This window comes from Actinokineospora alba, assembly GCF_004362515.1.
GTDB classification, from domain to species: Bacteria; Actinomycetota; Actinomycetes; order Mycobacteriales; family Pseudonocardiaceae; genus Actinokineospora; species Actinokineospora alba.
Map to the genome: position 1 here is coordinate 4,554,199 of NZ_SNXU01000001.1, position 19,572 is coordinate 4,573,770.

Sequence of the window (19,572 nt, forward strand, 5' to 3'; positions counted from 1 at the left end):
TTCTGTTCCGCGAGTTGAACCGGAAGTGGTCCGTCGACCGTAGTACCGGTTGGCGGCACCACACTTTACGAGAGGACAGTCGATGGAGTTGTTCGCGCCGCTTCGGAGGTTCGGGCGCGGGCGGGTTCGTCGGATCGCGGCCGGCGGCGCCACCGCGCTCGCCTGCGTGTTCGTGCTGTTCGCCCTGCTCGCGCCGAGCGACCTCGATCGCCTGAGCCCCTTGGCTTTTCTCCGTGTCCCGGCGGAAGGGCTGCTCGGCGTCGTCCTCTTCCTGGTCCTGCCGACGCGGGCGCGTCGGGGTGTGGCCGTGCTCGTGGGCGTGGGTCTCGGTGTGCTGACTGTCGTGAAGATCATGGACATGGGTTTCGACGCGGTGCTGCACCGGCCGTTCGACCTGGTTCTCGACTGGCCGCTGCTCGGCCCCGCCGTGGGTTACCTCGACGCGACAGCCGGTCCCGGTGGCGCGATCGCCGCTGTGGTCGGCGCGGTCGTGCTCGCGCTCGCCCTGCTGGTCCTGACCACGCTGTCCGCGTTGCGCCTGACCAGGCTGGTCGCCCAGCACCGGCTCGGGTCGGCCCGGGCGGTCGCGGTCCTCTCGGTCGTCTGGATCACCGCCGCCATCCCCGGCGCGCGGATCGACCCCGACGCGCCCATCGCGTCGGGCAGCGCCGCCGCCTTCGCCCTGGACCACGCGCGCCAGGTGCGGGCGGGCCTGCTCGACCAGGACAAGTTCGCCGCGGAGGCCGTGGTCGACCGCTTCCGGGACACCCCGGGCGCGGAACTGCTCACCGCCTTGCGCGGCAAGGACGTCATCGTCGCCTTCGTCGAGAGCTACGGCCGCGACGCCGTCGAGGACCCGGAGCTGGCGCCCCAGGTCGGAGCGGTGCTCGACGAGGGCACCCGCAGGCTCGGCGTCGCCGGGTACGGCGCACGCAGCGCCTTCCTCACCTCGCCGACCACGGGCGGCGGCAGCTGGCTGGCGCAGGCCACGCTCCTGTCCGGCCTGTGGATCGACAACCAGCAGCGCTACCGCACCCTGGTCTCCGGCGACCGCCTGACCCTCGGCGCCGCCTTCGAGCGCGCGCGGTGGCGGTCGGTCGGCGTCGTCCCCGGTATCACCTACGCGTGGCCCGAGGGGGCGTTCTTCGGCTACCGGAGCATCCAGACCGCCGGGGATCTCGGGTACCACGGGCCGCGCTTCAGCTACTCCACCATGCCCGACCAGTTCACCCTCGAGGCGTTCGAGCGGTCGGAGCGCGCGAAAGCCGACCACGAGCCGGTGATGGCCGTGATCCCGCTGGTCTCCAGCCACGCCCCCTGGACACCGACCCCGTCGCTGATCGACTGGGCCGACGTCGGCGACGGTTCGATCTTCAAGACCATGCACACCGGCGACCGCCCCGCGGAGGCCATCTTCACCGGCGACCCCACCCGGACCCGCGCCGACTACCGGCGTTCCATCGAGTACTCGCTCAACACCCTGGTCTCCTACGTGGAGACCTACGGCGACGACGACCTGGTGCTCGTCTTCCTCGGCGACCACCAACCCGCCAAGATCGTCACCGGCGACAACGCCACCTGGGACGTCCCGATCACCATCGTCACCCGCGACCCGGCCGTGCTGGACCGTGTGTCGCCGTGGAAGTGGGACGCGGGCCTGAAACCCGGCCCGCGCGCCCCGGTCTGGCCGATGAACACCTTCCGCGATCGGTTCCTGACGGCGTTCGGGCCCTGATCAAGCGTCAGCTACGCGTCGCTCGGCGAGCCGTCGGCGCCTCGCCCACTGCGGGCGGGCCACGTCGACGTGCTCGACATCGTCACCGACGTCTACCGCGCGCCCATGCTCGCCCTGCTCGCGGTGTCGGGCATCGCGGAGGTGTTGCACAACGAGTGATGCCGCCGCTGTGGACGGTAGGGGCCCGCCGGACCGACTGGGGCGACTAGGGCGACCGGCGCCACCGGACCCGCAAGGCCCGCAGGGGCACCACTTACGGTGGCGACGGCCGCACGACCTTCGCGCTTCCGACCTGCGGGCCGCCGCACCCGACAACCTGACATACAGCGCAGGACTTCCCTCGGTCGCCTCAAGAGTTCGCGTAGGGTGGCGGGCGACCCTGGGGGCGTGATGGAGCGAGCGAGCGTGGCGAGCCGGACGCGGCACTGCCTGCTGTTGCTGCTCGCCCTCTTCGCGACCGTGCTCGTCTCCGTCGCGGCCCCTGGCGTGAGTGCGGCGCCGGTCGCGTTGGATCCCGCGGAGGCCGGTGCCACGGTCGGCGGGCCGCACGTCGACGCGATGGCGCCGTCCCGCTCGGCGGGGCGAGTCGCCAAAGAGGCCAAAGAGACAGGGCCCGCACAGGTCCAGCCCGCCGTGCCGCCCGCTGCGGCATCCTGGCCGCGTCCGGCCGGTTTCGTCCGCCTCGACGACTTCCTCCCCTCCGCGCCTCGGTGGGCGCACCGCGGCGCGATCGGCGATCGGGCACCGCCTTCCCGGCGAGTGGATCTGTAGGTCTCTCGCGCGCGGGTGTCGTCCCGCGTGTTCCGCCGGGTTGTTCCCTGAAGAAGGAAGTCGCCGTGCCGCGCTCACTCGCGTCGCGGGGCATGATCGGTCGGGCCGTGCTGTCCGCGATCGTCCTCGCCATTTCCGCGTACCTGCTGTTGACCACCACGCCCCGCCTGGGTCTCGACCTGCGGGGCGGCACTCAGATCGTCCTCGAAACCCACGACTCGCCCACCGCCGTCGCCGACGCCAAGGCCACCGACCGAACCCTGGAGGTGCTGCGCCGCCGGGTGGACGCGCTCGGCGTGGCCGAGCCGATGCTGGCCCGCTCCGGCGACAACCGGATCATCATCGAACTTCCGGGGTTGCAGGACCCGAAGGAGGCGGTCGAGGTGATCGGCCGGACCGCCCAGCTCACCTTCCACCCGGTGCTCGGTGACCAGGCGGCCGACGGCAGCCGGGCCCTGCCCGATGAGTCGGGGCAGACGCTTCGGTTGGGGCAGGCCGCGTTCAGCGGCGACGGCGTCGAGAAGGCGCAGAGCGGGAGCGACCCGCAGGCCGGGCCGGGCTGGTTCGTCGGCATCGAGTTCCGCGGCACCGCCGCCCAGGCATGGGAGCGTCTGACCGCGCAAGCGGCGTGCGCGTCGCCGGGGGACCCGGCGCGCCGGGTGGCCATCGTGCTCGACGACAAGGTCATCTCCTCCCCGCAGGTCGACCCCTCGGTGAAGTGCCAGGTCGGGATGATCGGCGATTCCACCCGGATCACCGGGCAGTTCTCCCAGGCCGAGGCCGCCGATCTGGCGTTGTTGATCAGCGCAGGCGCGCTGCCGGTCCCGGTCGAGATCATCGAGCAGCGCACCGTCGGCGCCACCCTCGGCGCCGAGGCGATCGACGCGAGCGCCCGCGCGGCGCTGATCGGTCTGGCGTTGACCGCGCTGTTCCTGCTCGCGGTGTACTGGCTGGCGGGGGCGGTCGCGGTCATCGCCTTGTGTTGCTACGCGGCGGTTTCCTACGCCGCGCTGCTCGCCGTCGGCGCCACGCTCACGCTGCCCGGCCTGGCGGGTTTCGTGCTGGCCATCGGCATGGCGGTCGACGCCACCGTGCTGGTCTTCGAACGCGCCCGGGAGGAGCCTGGCGGCGGGCTTCCGCACTCGATCGACCGGGGGTTCCGCGGCGCCCTCTCGGCGATCGTCGACTCCAACGTCACCACCCTGCTCGCCGCGGGGTTGCTGTTCTGGTTGGCTTCCGGGCCGGTCCGCGGGTTCGGCGTCACGCTCAGCATCGGTGTGCTGGCCTCGATGTTCACCTCCCTGGTGCTGACCAGGGTGCTGCTGCACCTCGCGGCCAAAGCGGGACTGGCCAAGGTTCCCCGGCTGAGCGGCCTGACGCATCAGGGCCGGGTCCGGCGCTGGGTCAACCAGCGCGACCCGGGATTCCTGGCCCGACCTCAGCGTTGGCTGACGGGGGCCGTGGTCGCCGTCGTCCTGGCCCTGGCCGGGCTTGTCGTGCTGGGCCCGAACCTGGGCGTGGAGTTCACCGGTGGCCGGGTGCTCGAGTACTCGGTGCCCACCGGCGTCGACGTCGACAAGGTGCGCGCCGCCGTCACCGACGCCGGCTACCCGCGCGCGGTCGTGCAGACCTCGGGCGAGGACACCATGTCGGTCCGCACCGAACCCGTGGAGCAAGCCGACACCGACCGCATCCGCGCCGCTGTCGCCGCCGTCGCCGGGGACGCCACCCAGGTGCGCGACGAGAAGATCGGCCCCAGCCTGGGCGCCGAACTGCGCACCAACGCGTTGATCGCCCTGGGTCTCGCCGTCCTCGCCCAACTCGCGTACCTCGCCATCCGCTTCGACTGGCGCCTCGGGGTGGCCACGGTGGTCGCGCTGGCGCAGGACGTGTTGCTGGTGCTTGGGATCTTCGCCTGGCTGGGCAAGACCTACGACGGCGTGTTCCTGGCGGCGCTGCTCACCGTCATCGGCTACTCGGTCAACGACTCCGTCGTCGTCTTCGACCGCGTCCGCGAACTGCGACAACGAGACCAGCGCGCCCCGTTCGCCCGCGTCATGGGCTCGGCCGTCCTGCAAACGTTGCCTCGCACGGTCAACACCGGCATCGGAGTCCTGTTCGTCCTCGGCGCCTTGCTGGTTCTCGGTGACGGCTCACTGGCCGACTTCGCCCTCGCGTTGCTGCTGGGCCTGATCACCGGCACCATTTCCACGGTGGCCACAGCGGGCCCGGTGGCCATCCTGCTCGACCGCCGCAGCCCCGGCGCCGGACGCACCCGCCCACCCGCACGAACCCGGACCCGGGAGAACGACGGAGCGGTCGTATGACGCCGGACCTGATCGCCACCGTCCGCGACGCTTTCGGCTGGCAAGTGGACATCGAGGTGTCGCCGGGCCCGAGAGGCGCCCTGGGCCAGATCTGGCGCCTCGACGTCGGGTCGGAGCGGTACGCGCTCAAGGAGATCTTTGCCGAACCGCCATCGGAGGCGTTGATCGAGGCGGAGTTGGCGTTCACGCACCGGGCGGCGGAAGCGGGTGTCCGCTTCCCCATGAGCCACCCCGACCGCACGGGCCACCACCTGCTGACGGCCCCCGGCGGTGGCTGGTTCCGTCTCTACGACTGGGTCGACCTGCGACCGCTCGACCTCACCGCGCAAGCCACCCCGCGAGACGTCGGGACCCTGCTCGCCCGCCTCCACAGCTGCGCTCCCGGCGCGGTGGCCGAACCCGGCGGGGGAGCGCCAGACCGTTGGTATGACACGGTTCCCGCCGCCCACCGCTGGACGGAAGCGGCCGAACCGGAGGCGTCCTGGGCCGCACGACTCGCGGATCGTCTCTCCACCCTGCCCGAACTCTGCGCGGCGGTCACGCCCGCCGACGAACTGATCGTCTGCCACCGCGACCTACACCCGGAGAACGTCCTGGCTGACCCGGCGGGCGCACTGGTGGTCGTCGACTGGGACAACCTAGGCCCCGCCAACCCAAGCCGAGAGCTGGCCCGCGCCCTGTTCGACTGGTTCAGCGACCCAACCCCCGACCTGCCCGCCATGCGTGCGATGTATGAGGCGTATGTGGAGGAGGGCGGCCCGGGTCGGGTCACCGAGCAGGCGGACTTCTCGATGCTGGTCGCTTCCAGGCTGAACTTCCTGCTGGCACAGGCAACAATCGCGCGAGACCCGGAAGCCCAACCCCGACACCGCGAGTGGGCAGAGCGGGAGTTAGAGGAGGCGTTGCGCATTCTGCCGACGCCAGGACAGCTGGCTGAGGTCCTGGCCGTGACCAGGACCGTCCGCTAGCCCAAGGCAGCGCCACCACTCACTCCACCCCATCAACACCCGCCCGCCTCCAAACAAGCGGCACAGACACGACTCCACCCCCAACAGCCCCACCTCGGATGAGGAAACCCGAAGGGATAGGGGGGTGCACTGGACGAGTGGGCATTGGGAATGCTTTTAATCCCTGCTCTACCCCCTGCCCCCTCGTCCTGGCCATCTTTAACTCTCGATCATCGGTGTCAAGGGTCGGCTTGCCGATCGCGCAGCGACGGCGCTTGCGCCGCCCTTGACGCCGATGATCGAGAGTTAAACAATTGTGGCCGAGGGGGACTGTTCTTGTTGGTACCAAAGAGAAGTGGGGTGGGCCCCTCTGGCTCGATTGTTTAATTCTCGATCATCGCTGTCAAGGGCGGCGCAAGCGCCGTCGCTGCGCGATCGGCAAGCCGACCCTTGACACCGATGATCGAGAATTAAAAGCGGCCAGGACGAGGGGCAAGGGGGAAGTGCAGGGGTGAGGAGCCGTCCCCGAAAGTGACCACGTCCGGAGATCAAGGACCAAGAGCTGTCCCTGAAGGTGACCCGCGTTCGGAGCTTAAGGACCAAGAGCTGTCCCTGAAGGTGACCGCGTTCGGAGGTGCAAGGGCGAGGGCATTCCCGAAGGTGACCCACATTCGGAGCTTAAGGACCAAAGCCGTCCCTGAAGGTTTGCACGTCCGGAGGTCAGGGAGAAGGGCTGTCCCTGGTGGTGGCCTGTTCGGGGTGTGGGGGTGAAGCGCTGTCCCTGAAGGCGGCCTCGGTTGGAGGTGTAGGGATGCAGCGCCGGCCGAGCCTCGTGCGTCTTCTGGCTCGCCCATGTGAAGCGCTTGATGGATAGGACGTCGACCGCGAAGGGACCGGGGTGGGCAAACCGTGTCCACCCCGGTCCCTCGCCAAATCAGCCGCGCCCGCCGGTGATCACTCGGCGCAGGTCTGCGCGGGACTGGTCGTCGCCCAGTGTTCGGGCGGTCTGGCCCGGGGTGGGCTGGGGGAGTGCGTCGCACTTGGTGTCGGGCTGGCGGCCGTCCTTGCGTGCGGGAAGCTTGCCCGTGGCCAGGTAGTCGGCGATCTGGTCATCGACACACGCGTTGCCGTTGAGCGTTCCGCTGTGGGTGGTGCCGCCGACGATCTCGATCAGCGCCGACTTCGGGAACCGGCTGCGCACCTCAAGGCTGCCCTCGAACGGTGTGGGAGCGTCCAAGGTCTCGCTGGTCAGCAGGATCGGCGGCGCCTTCGAGCCGTCGACCTTGACTGGCTTGCCCGCTTTCGCACCCCAGTACACACAGGGTGCGTTGTACCAGGCGTTGCCCCAGGTGGTGAACGGCGCCTTGAAGTGGGTGATCCAGTTGTCCAGCCGCCACCGGTTCCAGTCCGTCGGCCACTGGACGTCGGTGCACTGCACGCCCAGGTACACAGCGAAACCGTTGTCCGAACCCGGTTCCTGGCTGTTGATGTCGTCATAGCGCGCCTTGAGGCCCGCGAAGTCCCCGCCGTTGACCCAGGCCGCGTACGCGGCGGCGATGTCCGCCCAGCCGTAGGTCGAATAGGTCGCGCCGAGGAACACGTCGACCAGTTCGTCCGGGCCGATCACGCCGCCCGCCGGGGTCTTGCGCAGCTTCTGCTGCTGCGCGTAGAAGTTCCGTTCGATGGTGCGGCCGTCGGTGCCCAGGTGGTACACCGCGTCGTGCTTGGCGATCCAGTCGAAGTAGATCTTGATGTTTCGGTCGAACGCGAGGTCCTGGTTCAGATTGGCCTTATACCAGACATTGCGCGGGTCGACGTTGCCGTCGAGCACCATCCGGCGCACCCGTTCCGGGTAGAGCGTGCTGTAGACCTGACCGAGGTACGTGCCGTAGGAGAAGCCGTAGAAGTTGATTTTCTCCTGGCCCAGCGCCTTGCGCAGCACGTCCATGTCGGCGGTCGTGTCGGTCGTCTTCAAGTGGGACAACAGGTCCCCGCCCTTGGCCGCGCACGCCTGGGCGTAGGCCTTCGACCGGTCGAGCCAGGTCTGTTCCAACTGCCTGGTCACCGGAACGTAGTACGGCCGGTTGTACCCCATGACGCCGCTGTCGCACGACAGCGACGGCTCGCTGGAGCCGACGCCGCGCGGGTCGAAGCCGATCCAGTCGTAGGTCAGTCCCGCGCCCTTCGGCACGTACTCGCCGAGCACCGACAGGCCCAGTCCGGACCCGCCCGGCCCGCCCGGATTGACCAGCATGACGCCCTGGTACCGCTCGGCGGACGCCTTGGCCTTGATCCGGGAGACCGCCAGCTTGATCTTCGTGCCGGTCGGTTTCGTGTAGTCCAGCGGCACTTCGAGTAAGCCGCACTCGGCGCCGCGGGAGGCCAGTCCCGGCCGTTCGCACTTGCCCCACGCGATCGGCGCGGGCTCGTAGGCCACCTGCGCGGGAGCGGCCTGCGCCATGGGTGTCACGGACACCCCGGCCGCGACCGCGCCCGCCGCGGCGGCGATCGCCACGATCTTCTTCACTGATACCCCTTGTGTTCCGTAATCATCCGATGATGGGTTACCGCGGAATCGCCTGATACTGCACGGTTCGGCACCCCAGGAGAACCGTCCAGATGACTGTTTCGGTGCCACAGCGTGAAATTCGACCTGCTGTCGTGGACCGTTCGGACGCGCGAGGGAGGCGGACAGTGCGCTCCACTGTGGAGGCTTATACCCCGGGTGGGCGGCGGGCGCCGCCCACCCGGGGCCCGCCTCAGGACGTGGTGATCCCCACCGTGTCGATCAGGAAGTCGGTCCGCAGCGAGTAGTCCTCGACGCTGACGAACTTCAGCGTGACCGTCTTCCCCTGCCACTGGGAGAGACTGGCCGTGCGGTGCACATAGGAGCTGCCCGCGTTGGTGTTGGACCACGTGCCCAGGGTCGTGGTGGTCGAGCCGTCGACGACCTGGACCTTGAGCGTGTCGTAGACGGTCGAACCGGTCTCGGCGGTCACGACCCGCAGGTGGTAGCCGAGCGTGGACGTCCCGGCCGGGATGGTGACCTGCTGGGACAGCGTGTCGGTGTTGGCCTGGCCGTTGCCGCCCATCCACGCGTACCAGGAACCCTGCTGGGCCGGGTAGGTCGCCCAGTTGCCCACGACCCCGCCGGTGATCGTCCAGTTCGCGGTGCCACTCTCGAAGCCGCCGTTCGCCACGCCGCCGGTGGGCGGCGGGGTGGTGCCGCGGTAGTCGATCGTGTGCGTGTACACCACGTTCCGGGCGGTCGCGGAGACGTCCAGTCCGGTCAGCGGCCGGTCGTCGTTGAACCACTCGCGAAACGTGGTGGAGCCGTAGCGGCGCATGTTGTCGAACGTGCCCGCCGGGCCGCCGTCCACCTTGCGCCACAGGTCGATCAGCGCGCCCGCCACCCGCAGCTCGACCTGGTCGCCGTCCTCGGGGTTGGTCCGGCTCGCGGGCCTGCTCGGGTCGAACGGGGTGGTGTTCATCAGGTCGACGGACTCGCCCTCGGGGAAGACGAACAGGCCGTCGCCCTTGGCGTGCCCGGCGATCGCGTTGGCGAAGCCCTCGGTCCAGCCGCAGCTCGGTCCGCTGCGCTTGTGCAGGTAGTGCGGGTCCGGGCAGTCGAACACCGGCCACCAGCCGCCGTAGAGCAGGTCCATGAACGCGTGGCCCGCCTCGTGCAGCACCAGGTGCTCGGAGTTCGGGTCGCCGTCCATCAGCGCGACATACCGCTGCCCGTAAGGCTTGTCGTTATCGAAGTAGGTGCCGTCGGTGCTGCCCGGCTGCCAGTGCAGCGTGAGCTTGGTGCAGTTGGCGGTCTCCCGCGCGGTCCAGCAGCCGGTGCCGGACGACCGGATCGCCCACAGCAGGTTCAGCGTGTCGAAGGCGTGCCAGCCCCGCATGTGGGTGCTCGTCGGCGAGGTGGTGCCGAACGCCGGGTTGGTCCCCGACGGCACGTTGGTCTTCGCGGCGGTGGTGACTGTGTAGGTGCTCACGCCCCGGTTGTCGGTGACCTGCCAGACGCTGGACGCGGAGCTGAACCGGACCGACACCGAGTACATCGTGGTGACCGGCGAGGTGAAGCACACGGAATACCGGCCATCGGTGGCGCTGGTCAGACCGGTCGCGTAGGTCTGGGTGCTCGCCGACGACGTGGCCTTGCCGAGCACCGCCACCGGGACGTTGCGGCCGACGCGCCAAGTGCCGGTGTTGTCGGCGTAGGTGAACTGGCCGGTGGCGCAGATCTGCCCCGCCGCGGACACCGAGCCGGTCTGCGCCGGGGCGACCGCTGTGGCCGTCCCGTTGGCGGTCGGCTGCACAGCGGCGGCCTCGACGGCCGGGCTGTCGGTTCCCCCGACCCCGGCCCGGGAGCCGCCGGGGCGCTCGCCGACGGTGAACTCCGTCGAACCGTGCGCGGAGCGCGCCCGGCTGGGGTCGGCGGTGTCGACCACATCGGCCTGGATCTGCGCGGGGCCCGCGCCCAGTGCGGTGACCTTGAGGGTGATGGTGCGGCCCTCGGTGGTGAGGGCGAACCTCTCTTCGGCGACCTGGTCCAGCCCGACCGGACGCGGCGCGGAGATCGAGGTGCCCGCGGTGTCGAGCCGCAGGTGGCGCGGCAGCCGCACCTGCAGCCGGGCCGCGTCGATCGCCAACTGGCTCCGCAGGGTGATCGTCAGGGTCGCCGACTCGCCTTTCGCGGGCAGTCGGTCGAGGCGCACGGACGCGGTGACACAACCGGGCGCCCGCTTGCTGTCGGGATGGGCGTGGCCACCGTCCTCACAGGACGCGGGGAATTGGGCGGATGCGGGGGAGAAGGGACTGACTACGGCGACGAAAGCCGCGGCCGCTAAAGCCGCCACGGTATAACGCAGGGATTTGGCAGACATGGGGAACCTTCCCGTGGCATTTCGCCACCGGATGCAGGGGGGACCACCTGGTTGAGACGAACACCGATCCGGCCGCGGTGCAGGACGCGGTCGGACGGTCGAAGCCGAGGTGATCGGGCCCGCGGGCGACGTGATCGACATGCTGGGGGAATACGAGCTGAAATCGCGCGGGCGCATGCCGAATACCGGCCGCCTATGGCCGGATCAAACGACTATTCGATCGAGCGTGCACCTTTCTTTGGTGTGAGCAGTGCCATTGGGCGGGTATTCAAACACCCGGAATGCCGATTTGGTGGCCCATCGCGGCCAATGGCTCAGTCATGCCAAACCGGCCTGCCCTCCTGGTGGGAGGGCAGGCCGGTGGTGTCGCGAAAGGTCAGCCCGCGACGTACGCCGCGAGGTGCTCGCCGGTGATGGTGGACTTGGCGGCGACGAGATCGGCGGGCGGGCCCTGGAAGACGATCTTGCCGCCGTCGTGGCCCGCGCCGGGGCCCAGGTCGATGATCCAGTCGGCGTGCGCCATGACCGCCTGGTGGTGCTCGATGACGATGACGGACTTGCCGGAGTCGACCAGCCGGTCGAGCAGGCCGAGCAGGTTCTCGACGTCGGCGAGGTGCAGGCCGGTGGTCGGCTCGTCGAGGACGTAGACGCCGCCCTTCTCCGCCATCCGGGTGGCCAGCTTGATCCGCTGCCGCTCGCCGCCGGACAGCGTGGTGAGCGGCTGGCCGAGGCTGAGGTAGCCGAGCCCGACGTCGGCGAGCCGGTCGAGGATGGCGTGCGCGGCAGGGGTGCGCGCCTCACCTGCGCCGAAGAACTCCTCGGCCTCGGTCACCGACATCGCGAGCACCTCGGCGATGTTGCGCCCGCCCAGGTGGTACTCCAGCACGGAGGCCTGGAACCGCTTGCCCTCGCAGTCCTCACAGGTGGTGGCGACGCCCGCCATCATCGCCAGGTCGGTGTAGATGACACCGGCGCCGTTGCAGGTGGGGCAGGCGCCCTCGGAGTTGGCGCTGAACAGCGCCGGCTTCACCCCGTTGGCCTTGGCGAACGCCTTGCGGATCGGTTCGAGCAGGCCGGTGTACGTCGCCGGGTTGCTCCGCCGCGAGCCGCGGATCGCGCCTTGGTCGACCGACACCACGCCCTCTTGCCCCACGACGGAGCCCTGGATCAGCGAACTCTTGCCCGACCCGGCCACACCGGTCACCACGACCAGCACGCCCAGCGGGATGTCGACGTCGACGTCCTGGAGGTTGTTGGTGTCGGCACCACGGATCTCCAAGGCGCCCGACGGTGTCCGCACCGAGGACTTCAGGGCCGCCCGGTCGTCGAGGTGGCGCCCGGTGATGGTGTCGCTGGCCCGCAGCCCGTCGACCGTCCCCTCGAAACAGACGGCGCCGCCCGCCGTGCCCGCGCCGGGACCGAGGTCGACCACGTGGTCGGCGATCGCGATCGCCTCCGGCTTGTGCTCCACCATCAGCACCGTGTTGCCCTTGTCCCGCAGCTGAAGCAGCAGGTCGTTCATCCGCGCGATGTCATGCGGGTGCAGGCCGATGGTCGGCTCGTCGAAGACGTAGGTGACGTCGGTGAGCGAGGAGCCGAGGTGGCGGATCATCTTGGTCCGCTGCGCCTCGCCGCCCGACAGGGTGCCCGAGGGCCGGTTGAGCGACAGGTAGCCCAACCCGATCTCCGCGAACGAGTCCAGGGAGTGCTGCAGCGCCGCCAGCAGCGGCGCCACCGTCGGTTCCTTCAGGCCGCGGACCCAGTCGGCGAGGTCGCTGATCTGCATCGAGCAGGCGTCGGCGATGTTGATGCCGTCGATCTTCGACGACCGGGCCTCCGCGCTGAGCCGGGTGCCCTCGCACTCGGGGCAGACGGTGAAGGTGACGGCCCGGTCCACGAAGGCGCGGATGTGCGACTGCAGCGCGTCGACGTCCTTGGACAGGAACGACTTCTGGATCTTCGGGATCAGCCCCTCATACGTCAGGTTGATTCCCTCGACCTTGATCTTGGTCGGTTCCTTGTAGAGAAGGTCGTGCAGTTCGCGCTTGTTGTACTTGCGGATCGGCTTGTCCGGGTCGAAGAACCCGCAGCCGCGGAAGATGCGGCCGAACCAGCCGTCCATGCTGTAGCCCGGGATCGTCAGCGCGCCCTCGTTGAGCGACTTGCTGTCGTCATAGAGCTGCGACAGGTCGAAGTCGGTCACGTTGCCCATGCCCTCGCAGCGCGGGCACATGCCGCCGAGCCGGTTGAACGTCGCCTTCTCGGCCTTGGTCTTGCCACCGCGCTCGACGGTGATGGCGCCGCTCGCCCGCACCGAGGGGACGTTGAACGCGAACGCGCCGGGCGGGCCGATGTAGGGCTTCCCGAGCCTGCTGAACAGGATGCGCAGCATCGCGTTGGCGTCGGTGACCGTGCCGACCGTGGAGCGGGCGTTGGCGCCCATCCGCTCCTGGTCGATGATGATCGCGGTGGTCAGTCCTTCGAGGACGTCGACCTCCGGCCGGTTCAGCGTCGGCATGAAGCCCTGCACGAAGGCGCTGTAGGTCTCGTTGATCATCCGCTGCGACTCCGCGGCGATCGTGGCGAACACCAGCGAGCTCTTGCCGGAGCCGGAGACGCCGGTGAACACCGTCAGCCTGCGCTTCGGCAGTTCGACGCTGACGTCCTTGAGGTTGTTGACCCGCGCGCCCTGCACGCGGATCAGGTCGTGGCTGTCGGCGGCGTGCGGCGCGGGCGACTTGGTGTCCGACCTCGGGGCCATTGTTCTCGTGTCTCCATCTGTGAAGCGGGGTCGCCCGCCGCCGGTTTCAGCGCAGTTCTTGGATGCGGACCAGGTTGCCCGCGGGGTCGCGGAAGGCGCAGTCACGAACACCGTACGGCTGTTCGGTCGGCTCCTGCACGACTTCGGCGTCACCGGACTGCAGCTGCTCGAAGGTGCCGTCGAGGTCCTTGGTGGCCAGCAGGATCCACCCGTAGGTGCCCTTGGCCATCATCTCGGCGATGGTGCGGCGCTCGTCGTCGGTGATGCCCGGGTCGGCGGCGGGCGGCGCCAGCAGGATGGAGGTGCCGGGCTGGTCGGCGGGCCCGACCGTGATCCAGCGCATCTTGCCCTGGCCGACGTCGGTGCGGACCTCGAAGCCGAGCGTGTCGCGGTAGAAGGCCACGGAGGCCTCCGGGTCGTCGTGGGGGAGAACGGTGGTGTGAATGGTGATGTCCATGGCGGTAACGCTAGGTGAGGCTCGAAGCGGGCGCTTCTCGATTCCTGATCGGTCGGGTCACCTGTTTCGCCACGCATGACGGCAGCCCGGCCGTCGCCCGCGCCGCCTCGCGCTTGTACACGCTGGGCGGCATCCCGACCAGCTCGGCGAACCGGGTGCTGAAGGTGCCCAGCGACGAGCAGCCGACCGCGAAGCAGACCTCGGTGACGCTGAGTTCGCCCACCCGCAGCAAAGCCATCGCCCGCTCGATCCGCCGCGTCATGAGGTAGCCGTACGGCGACTCGCCGTAGGCCCGCCGGAACTCCCGGCTGAGGTGCCCGGCGGACATGTGCGCACCCCGGGCGAGCGCCTCGACGTCCAGCGGCCGCGCGTACTCCCGATCGATCCGGTCACGGACGCGCCGCAGCCGCACGAGATCACTGAGCCGCTGCGCCTCGTCGGGTCTGCTGGTCACCTTCGGATCGTGCCACAGAGGACGGCTCGCCTGCTGCCTGATCGGCTTGAACAGGGTTCGCACCCGTGGTCGCACCCAATGACCATGGCCCCGGCGTGAGTGCCGGGGCCATAGTCAGTCCACTATGGAGCGTTACAGGGTGAGGGTCCAGGTATCGATGGTGCCGACGTCCTGGCTGGCGGTGTCCTGCACGCGCAGGGTCCAGGTGCCGTTGCGGGTCTCGCTGGAGAGGTTGACGGTGTAGGTCTGGTCGATGTTGTCGGTGCCGCTGCCGGTCTTGTTGTGCAGGACGTAGGCGGTGCCGTCGGGCGCGACCAGGGAGACCACGAGGTCGCTGATGTAGGTGTGCTTGATGTGGACCTCCGCCTTGGACGTGGCCGAGGCGGTGCCGGTGCAGCCCGAGATCGCGATGGTCGAGTTCACCGTGGTGTTGTCGGGGATCGCGATGTCGTTGCCGTTGGTTCCGGCGCAGCCGGGAGGCGGCGTGGTGCCACCGAGGTTCAGCGTCCACGTGTCGATGGTGCCGATGTCGTTGGACGCCACGTCCTGGACCCGGAGCGTCCAGGTGCCGTTCGCGGTCTCGCTGGAGACGTTGACGGTGTAGGTCTTGTCGAGGTTGTCGGTGCCGCTGCCGGTCTTGTTGTGCAGGACGTAGGCGGTCCCGTCCGGCGCGACCAGGGAGACCACCAGGTCGCCGATGTAGGTGTGCCTGATGTGGACTTCCACCGTGGACGTCGCCGACGCGGTGCCGGTGCAGCCCGCGATGGTGATGGTGGAGTTCACGGTGGTGTTGTCGGGGATCGCGACGTCCGTGCCGTTGGTGCCGGAGCATCCGGGCGGGGGCGCGGTGCTGATCGTCCAGGTGAAGGTGGCGCTGCCGGTCTTGCCCGCCGAGTCGGTCGCCGTCGCGGTCACGTTGTAGGTGCCCACCGCGCTCGGCGTGCCCGAGATCAGCCCGGACGTGCTGACCGACAGTCCGGTGGGCAGGCCGGTCGCCGACCAGGTGTACGGCGCCGTGCCGCCGGAGGCCGACAGCTGCAGGCTCGCCGCGGTGCCGACGGTTCCGGTCTTGCTGCCGGGGTTGGCCACCGTCGGCGATCCCGGGACACCGGTTCCGACGGCCGTCCACACCGCGTGCGCGATGCCGTCGGCGCTGCGGTTCAGGTGGGTGGCGCTGATGTTGTTCGTGTTGTCGCACGAGGCGTGGTAGCAGGGGTCGTAGTCGGCGCCCGCGGTACCGCCCCACTTGGTGGCCTGCGCGGAGGTCTTGTTCGCGCTGGCACCGGTCGCGTAGCCCGAGGTCGGGATGCCGCCCTGCTGGAACGAGTAGTCGTCGGAGCGGCCCTGGCCCTCGACGTTCTCCTCCGGCGCCAGGTTCAGCGAATCCCAGTACGCCTTGAGCGGGGCCGCCGTGGTGGAGGTGATCCGGTTGATGAAGTAGCCGCCGTTGGTCGACGCGACCATGTCGAAGTTGTAGTACCCCTTGATCGCGGACTTCTGGGTCGCGGTCAGGTTGTTGACGTAGAACTCCGAGCCGTTGAGGCCCTGCTCCTCGTCGGTCCACCAGCCGAACCGGACGTGCTTGACCATCGTCGGGTTGGCCGCCGCCAGCGCCAGCGCGTTCTCCAGCAGCGCCGCCGAACCGGAGGCGTTGTCGTTGATGCCCGGTCCGGCCGAGACGCCGTCGAGGTGGGCGCCGAACATGATCACGTCGTCTGCGGGCCCACCCGGCCAGTCCGCGATCAGGTTGTTCGACCGGTAGGTGCAGGTCGTGCAGTCCTGCAGGGTGACGGTGTACCCGGCGGCCTCCAGCTTGCCCTTCACATAGTTGACCGACGCGGTGTAACCCGCGCTGCCCGCGCGCCGGTGTCCGCCGTTCTGCGTGGCGATCGTGTTGAACTGGGTCAGGTGCGCCTGCACGTTCGCCACGTTGATGTCGGGCGCGGCGGCCTGTGCGGCGACCGCGCTCGGCGCCGCGATGACGACGGCGACCGCGCCCGCGGCCAGGGCCAAGACGGCCCCGATCGAGAAGAGTCTGCGTTTCATGAGTCCTCCGGAGAGCAGCAGGGGAGAGGAATCGTTCGCGCGTACGGCAACCCGGGGCCGCCTCGGGACTGAAGCGGGCGGATCCGGGCAGGTCGGATCACGCCGGACGCGTGAGCACATTCGCATCCGACTATGTGTCGGTCAAGGATTGCGGGACCTGACGTTTTCCCAGTTCAGCGGCACTGGGCCGTTCGGCTCAGTGGGTTGTACGGTCAGGTGCCCAATGCCCGCGTCAGCAAGGTCCGGCGGTTGCGGGTCGACGTCTTCGTGAAGATCGACTTCAGGTGGTCCTGCACGGTGTGCTCGGAGAGGAACATCCGGCGCGCGAGTTCGCGGGTGTCGGTTCCGGTGGTCAGGTGGCCGAGCAACTCCCGCTCGCGCGCGCTGAGGCCGAACGCCCGGCCGAACAGCGTCACCCGCTCGGCGGCTGACGTCTCCTCGATGCTGACGGCGATGTCCCGCTTGTCGGCGGCTTCGGCACCGCCGAGCCGGGCCGCCCGCAACGTCACCCACAGCCCGTCCGCGAGGTGCACCCGCGCGGTCGGTGGGTTCTGATCGACACCGGCCTCGACGGCCAGCAGCTGCGCGCCCACGTTGTACGCGCTCGCCGGGATGGGTGCCCGTCCGTGCTCGGGCGGGATGAGCGTCCGCAGGTATCCCTCGGTTTCCGGTGTCTGGCCGAGCACCGCCAAATCGGGGGAGAGCAACAGCACCACCGGACCGAGCGGGTGCGCGGCGCGGGCGGGACGCTCGACGAAGGTGTCGGCCTGGCAGCGGCGCAGCGCCGCCGTCACCGGATCCACGATCGCGGCCAGGAACCTGGCCTCGGCCCGGCTGAACCGCGCGTCGGCGCCCATGCGCCACAGGTCGAGGAAACCCCAGCAGCCGTATCGGTCGACGAACACCAGCGACGCCACGTCGCTGACGTCGTAGTCGGCGAGCAGTTCCCGCCACAGCAGGCTCCGCGACAGGTCGCCGCCGGTCGCTTCGCGCAGCAGGGCGACCTCGCCGATCGTGGTCCAGCGATTCACGTCGGTGAGGTACTTGAGCCGGATCAGCCTGGGCAGCTCCGGCAGACACGGGACCTGGGCGACCGGCGCCGATCCCACCGACGTCTCGGGGTCGGTCAGCAGCCAGGCGTGGGCGTCGAACGGGACCACTCGGCGAAGCTCCTCGAGCAGCCGCGTCCGCAGCGCCTGCGCGTCGCCGACGGCGTCGCAGATCCGCCCGACGCGCGCCCGGGCCCGGTCCTGGGCCGGTGAGCTGCTCACCCGCGGAGTCTATGCCGCAAGACCCCAGGGATCTGGGATGGGCGCTGTTCGCCAGCGCTCCTAGCGTCAGGGCAAAGGCAAACCTGACAAGGAGTTCTCATGCCCACACTGCACATCGAACACGCCATCGCCGACTTCGCCCAGTGGACCGCCGCGTTCGACCGGTTCGCCGAGTTCCGCGCGCGGGCCGGAGTGCGCGCGCACCGCGTCCAGCGGCCGGTCGACGATCCCGCGTACGTCGTCATCGACCTCGACTTCGACACGACCGGTGAGGCCCAGAAGTTCCTCCGGTTCCTGCAGGAACAGGTCTGGCCCTCCCGCGAGAACGCCCCGGCGCTGATCGGGACACCGCAGACCAAGATCCTCGAACCCGCCGACCGGAGGACATCGTGATGAACCGCCGCCCACGCGCTCCCTCGAAGATCCTGGCGACCTGCGCCTGCTTCGCGCTGATCTTTGTCGGCGCCGGAGCGGCGAGCGCCGACACCTCCACCGAGAGTCGTCAGATCGTCTTCGCCTGCACCACCTTCGCCGCCGACGACACCGTCGACATCGCGGGCACCCTGCATCTGGTCGCTCGCCTCACTGGCTCCGACCAAACGGGCTGGACCCTGACCTGGCGCACCAACGTCGACCACACGACCGGCACCGGCCAGAGCGGCACCCACTACGTGGTCACCGGCGCGGACACCGGCACCGCGACGCTCCCACCGGGCCCGCCCACCCGCCCGGCGCCGTTGCCCGCGACGTTCAGCCTGCTGCCGCCCGGCCCGCCGACCCACCCGCCGTCCCCGATCCGGCTCGCCGTCCACCTGGCCTACGACGAGACCGGCTCACTGGTCGACGTCCAAGTCCACATCGAACAGACCTACGGCACCGTGGACTGACCGATGACCGCCACTCGCACGGCGAGGTCAGGTGCCGGAGTGGCTCGCGGTGCGGAAGTGCTCGATCAGGGCAACCGACCCCGGCACGGTGTGTCCCACGGACTCGGTGAACGCGAAGACGATTTCGTTCACCAGGTACGGATCCGTGGCGGCGAAGGTGAACGGCCCGGCGGCGGGGGTGCCGTCGGAGCACTTGGTTCGCACGGTTTCCGGGTAGTCGAATCCGTGGTGCGTGCTGTACGCGCTCAGCGTGAGAGCGGTCGGATCCACGCTGCTGTCGCTCTGGCAGAACGTGGTCGCGGTCGGCGTCACCTTCGCCATCACCCCCTGCCACCGTCCGTCGCCGCCGATGACGCCGCCCATCAGCTGCGCGGATCCGTCGGGGTGGTGCGAGATGCCCCATTCCCACCCGGTGTACCGCTGGTCGCCGAGGTCGAATGAGCCCCAGTCGTGGTCGTGGTAGCCGCGCCAGCCGTCGACCGAGATCGGCGCGGGCGCTCCTACCGGCCACGCCCAGCCCGACACCGTGCTGGTGGCGACGGGCACGGTCCAGAACATCTCCTGGTCGTCGTAGGCCAGCGGCTTCTTGGTGGTGATACCGGGTCGGATGGTGTCGAGCCAGAGGTCGGCGGTGACACCGTTGGCGGCGTAGACGAGATGGTAGGCACGCCGCATGGCGTCGTATGACAGGCACATCGCGTTGCTGCAGACCGAGGGCGCGCTGGTCGTGACCGGCTGCGTCGTGGACGAGGTCATATGCGCCTTGGCGCCCGACTCGGCGTAGAAGAAGCTGTTGGTCACCGGCAACGGGGCGGTGAACTGCTGCGCGATGAACGTCGCACCCGTCGCCGGGTCGATCACGCTCACGTACCACCACTCGGTCGCCGACCCCGGATGTGCGACGTTGTCCGACGCGGTGGCGACCGTGATCGCCGGGGGTTGCGGAGCGGCCGTCGCGGGTCGTACGCCGCTGAGGGCGCAACTGGCGACAACGCAGGACATCAACAGGTATCGACGCATGAGC

The 19,572-nt window shown here is 69.5% G+C and carries 14 protein-coding genes; 6 read left to right on the forward strand and 8 right to left on the reverse strand.

What is annotated here, in order from left to right; genetic code table 11:
- Positions 1 to 82 precede the first annotated feature (82 nt).
- The 4 genes from C8E96_RS21075 to C8E96_RS21095 all read left to right on the forward strand — a co-directional run bounded on the left by C8E96_RS21075 (position 83) and on the right by C8E96_RS21095 (position 5,801).
- Positions 83 to 1,735: an alkaline phosphatase family protein gene (locus tag C8E96_RS21075; protein ID WP_091375134.1), complete on the forward strand. Its 1,653-nt coding sequence runs from the start codon at positions 83 to 85 to the stop codon at positions 1,733 to 1,735.
- Positions 1,736 to 2,140: 405 nt separating this feature from the next.
- On the forward strand, positions 2,141 to 2,506 hold the full coding sequence (locus C8E96_RS21085; RefSeq protein ID WP_133794636.1) for a hypothetical protein: 366 nt from the start codon (positions 2,141 to 2,143) through the stop codon (positions 2,504 to 2,506).
- A 65-nt stretch (positions 2,507 to 2,571) separates the two neighbouring features.
- Positions 2,572 to 4,833: a protein translocase subunit SecD gene (gene secD / locus C8E96_RS21090; RefSeq protein ID WP_228769900.1), complete on the forward strand. Its 2,262-nt coding sequence runs from the start codon at positions 2,572 to 2,574 to the stop codon at positions 4,831 to 4,833.
- On the forward strand, positions 4,830 to 5,801 hold the full coding sequence (locus C8E96_RS21095) for a phosphotransferase enzyme family protein (RefSeq protein WP_091375142.1): 972 nt from the start codon (positions 4,830 to 4,832) through the stop codon (positions 5,799 to 5,801). The genes secD and C8E96_RS21095 overlap by 4 nt, the downstream gene beginning before the upstream one ends.
- 913 nt (positions 5,802 to 6,714) lie before the next feature.
- Here the strand turns inward: C8E96_RS21095 and C8E96_RS21100 are convergent.
- The 7 genes from C8E96_RS21100 to C8E96_RS21130 all read right to left on the reverse strand — a co-directional run bounded on the left by C8E96_RS21100 (position 6,715) and on the right by C8E96_RS21130 (position 17,661).
- Positions 6,715 to 8,307 (reverse strand): alpha/beta hydrolase, encoded by a 1,593-nt coding sequence (locus C8E96_RS21100; RefSeq protein ID WP_166658067.1) that lies wholly within the window; start codon positions 8,305 to 8,307, stop codon positions 6,715 to 6,717.
- A 232-nt stretch (positions 8,308 to 8,539) separates the two neighbouring features.
- Positions 8,540 to 10,672 (reverse strand): immune inhibitor A, encoded by a 2,133-nt coding sequence (locus C8E96_RS21105; protein ID WP_228769901.1) that lies wholly within the window; start codon positions 10,670 to 10,672, stop codon positions 8,540 to 8,542.
- A gap of 376 nt (positions 10,673 to 11,048) precedes the next feature.
- Entirely contained in the window at positions 11,049 to 13,433 is a 2,385-nt protein-coding gene (locus C8E96_RS21110; protein ID WP_091375144.1) for an ATP-binding cassette domain-containing protein, read from the reverse strand.
- Between the two features lie 46 nt (positions 13,434 to 13,479).
- The gene (locus C8E96_RS21115; RefSeq protein WP_091375146.1) at positions 13,480 to 13,890 is read right to left on the reverse strand and encodes a VOC family protein; all 411 of its coding nucleotides are present in this window, start codon (positions 13,888 to 13,890) and stop codon (positions 13,480 to 13,482) included.
- Positions 13,891 to 13,900: 10 nt separating this feature from the next.
- Positions 13,901 to 14,344, reverse strand: a complete 444-nt coding sequence (locus C8E96_RS21120) for a helix-turn-helix transcriptional regulator (protein ID WP_091375664.1) — start codon at positions 14,342 to 14,344, stop codon at positions 13,901 to 13,903.
- Between the two features lie 132 nt (positions 14,345 to 14,476).
- A complete protein-coding gene (locus tag C8E96_RS21125) occupies positions 14,477 to 16,390 on the reverse strand; it encodes a proprotein convertase P-domain-containing protein (RefSeq protein ID WP_091375149.1) in 1,914 nt (637 codons plus the stop codon).
- A gap of 212 nt (positions 16,391 to 16,602) precedes the next feature.
- Complete coding sequence (locus C8E96_RS21130) at positions 16,603 to 17,661, reverse strand: helix-turn-helix transcriptional regulator (protein WP_228769902.1); 1,059 nt, start codon at positions 17,659 to 17,661, stop codon at positions 16,603 to 16,605.
- 99 nt (positions 17,662 to 17,760) lie between these two features.
- On the opposite strand from C8E96_RS21130, the gene C8E96_RS21135 reads away from it, so the two are divergent.
- On the forward strand, positions 17,761 to 18,054 hold the full coding sequence (locus tag C8E96_RS21135) for a hypothetical protein (protein ID WP_091375151.1): 294 nt from the start codon (positions 17,761 to 17,763) through the stop codon (positions 18,052 to 18,054).
- Complete coding sequence (locus C8E96_RS21140; RefSeq protein WP_091375154.1) at positions 18,054 to 18,548, forward strand: hypothetical protein; 495 nt, start codon at positions 18,054 to 18,056, stop codon at positions 18,546 to 18,548. Before C8E96_RS21135 ends, C8E96_RS21140 begins: the two co-directional genes overlap by 1 nt.
- Positions 18,549 to 18,575: 27 nt before the next feature.
- Here the strand turns inward: C8E96_RS21140 and C8E96_RS21145 are convergent, their stop codons facing one another.
- Positions 18,576 to 19,568, reverse strand: coding sequence for a hypothetical protein (locus C8E96_RS21145; RefSeq protein WP_091375157.1), 993 nt, complete (start codon positions 19,566 to 19,568; stop codon positions 18,576 to 18,578).
- Positions 19,569 to 19,572: the final 4 nt, after the last annotated feature.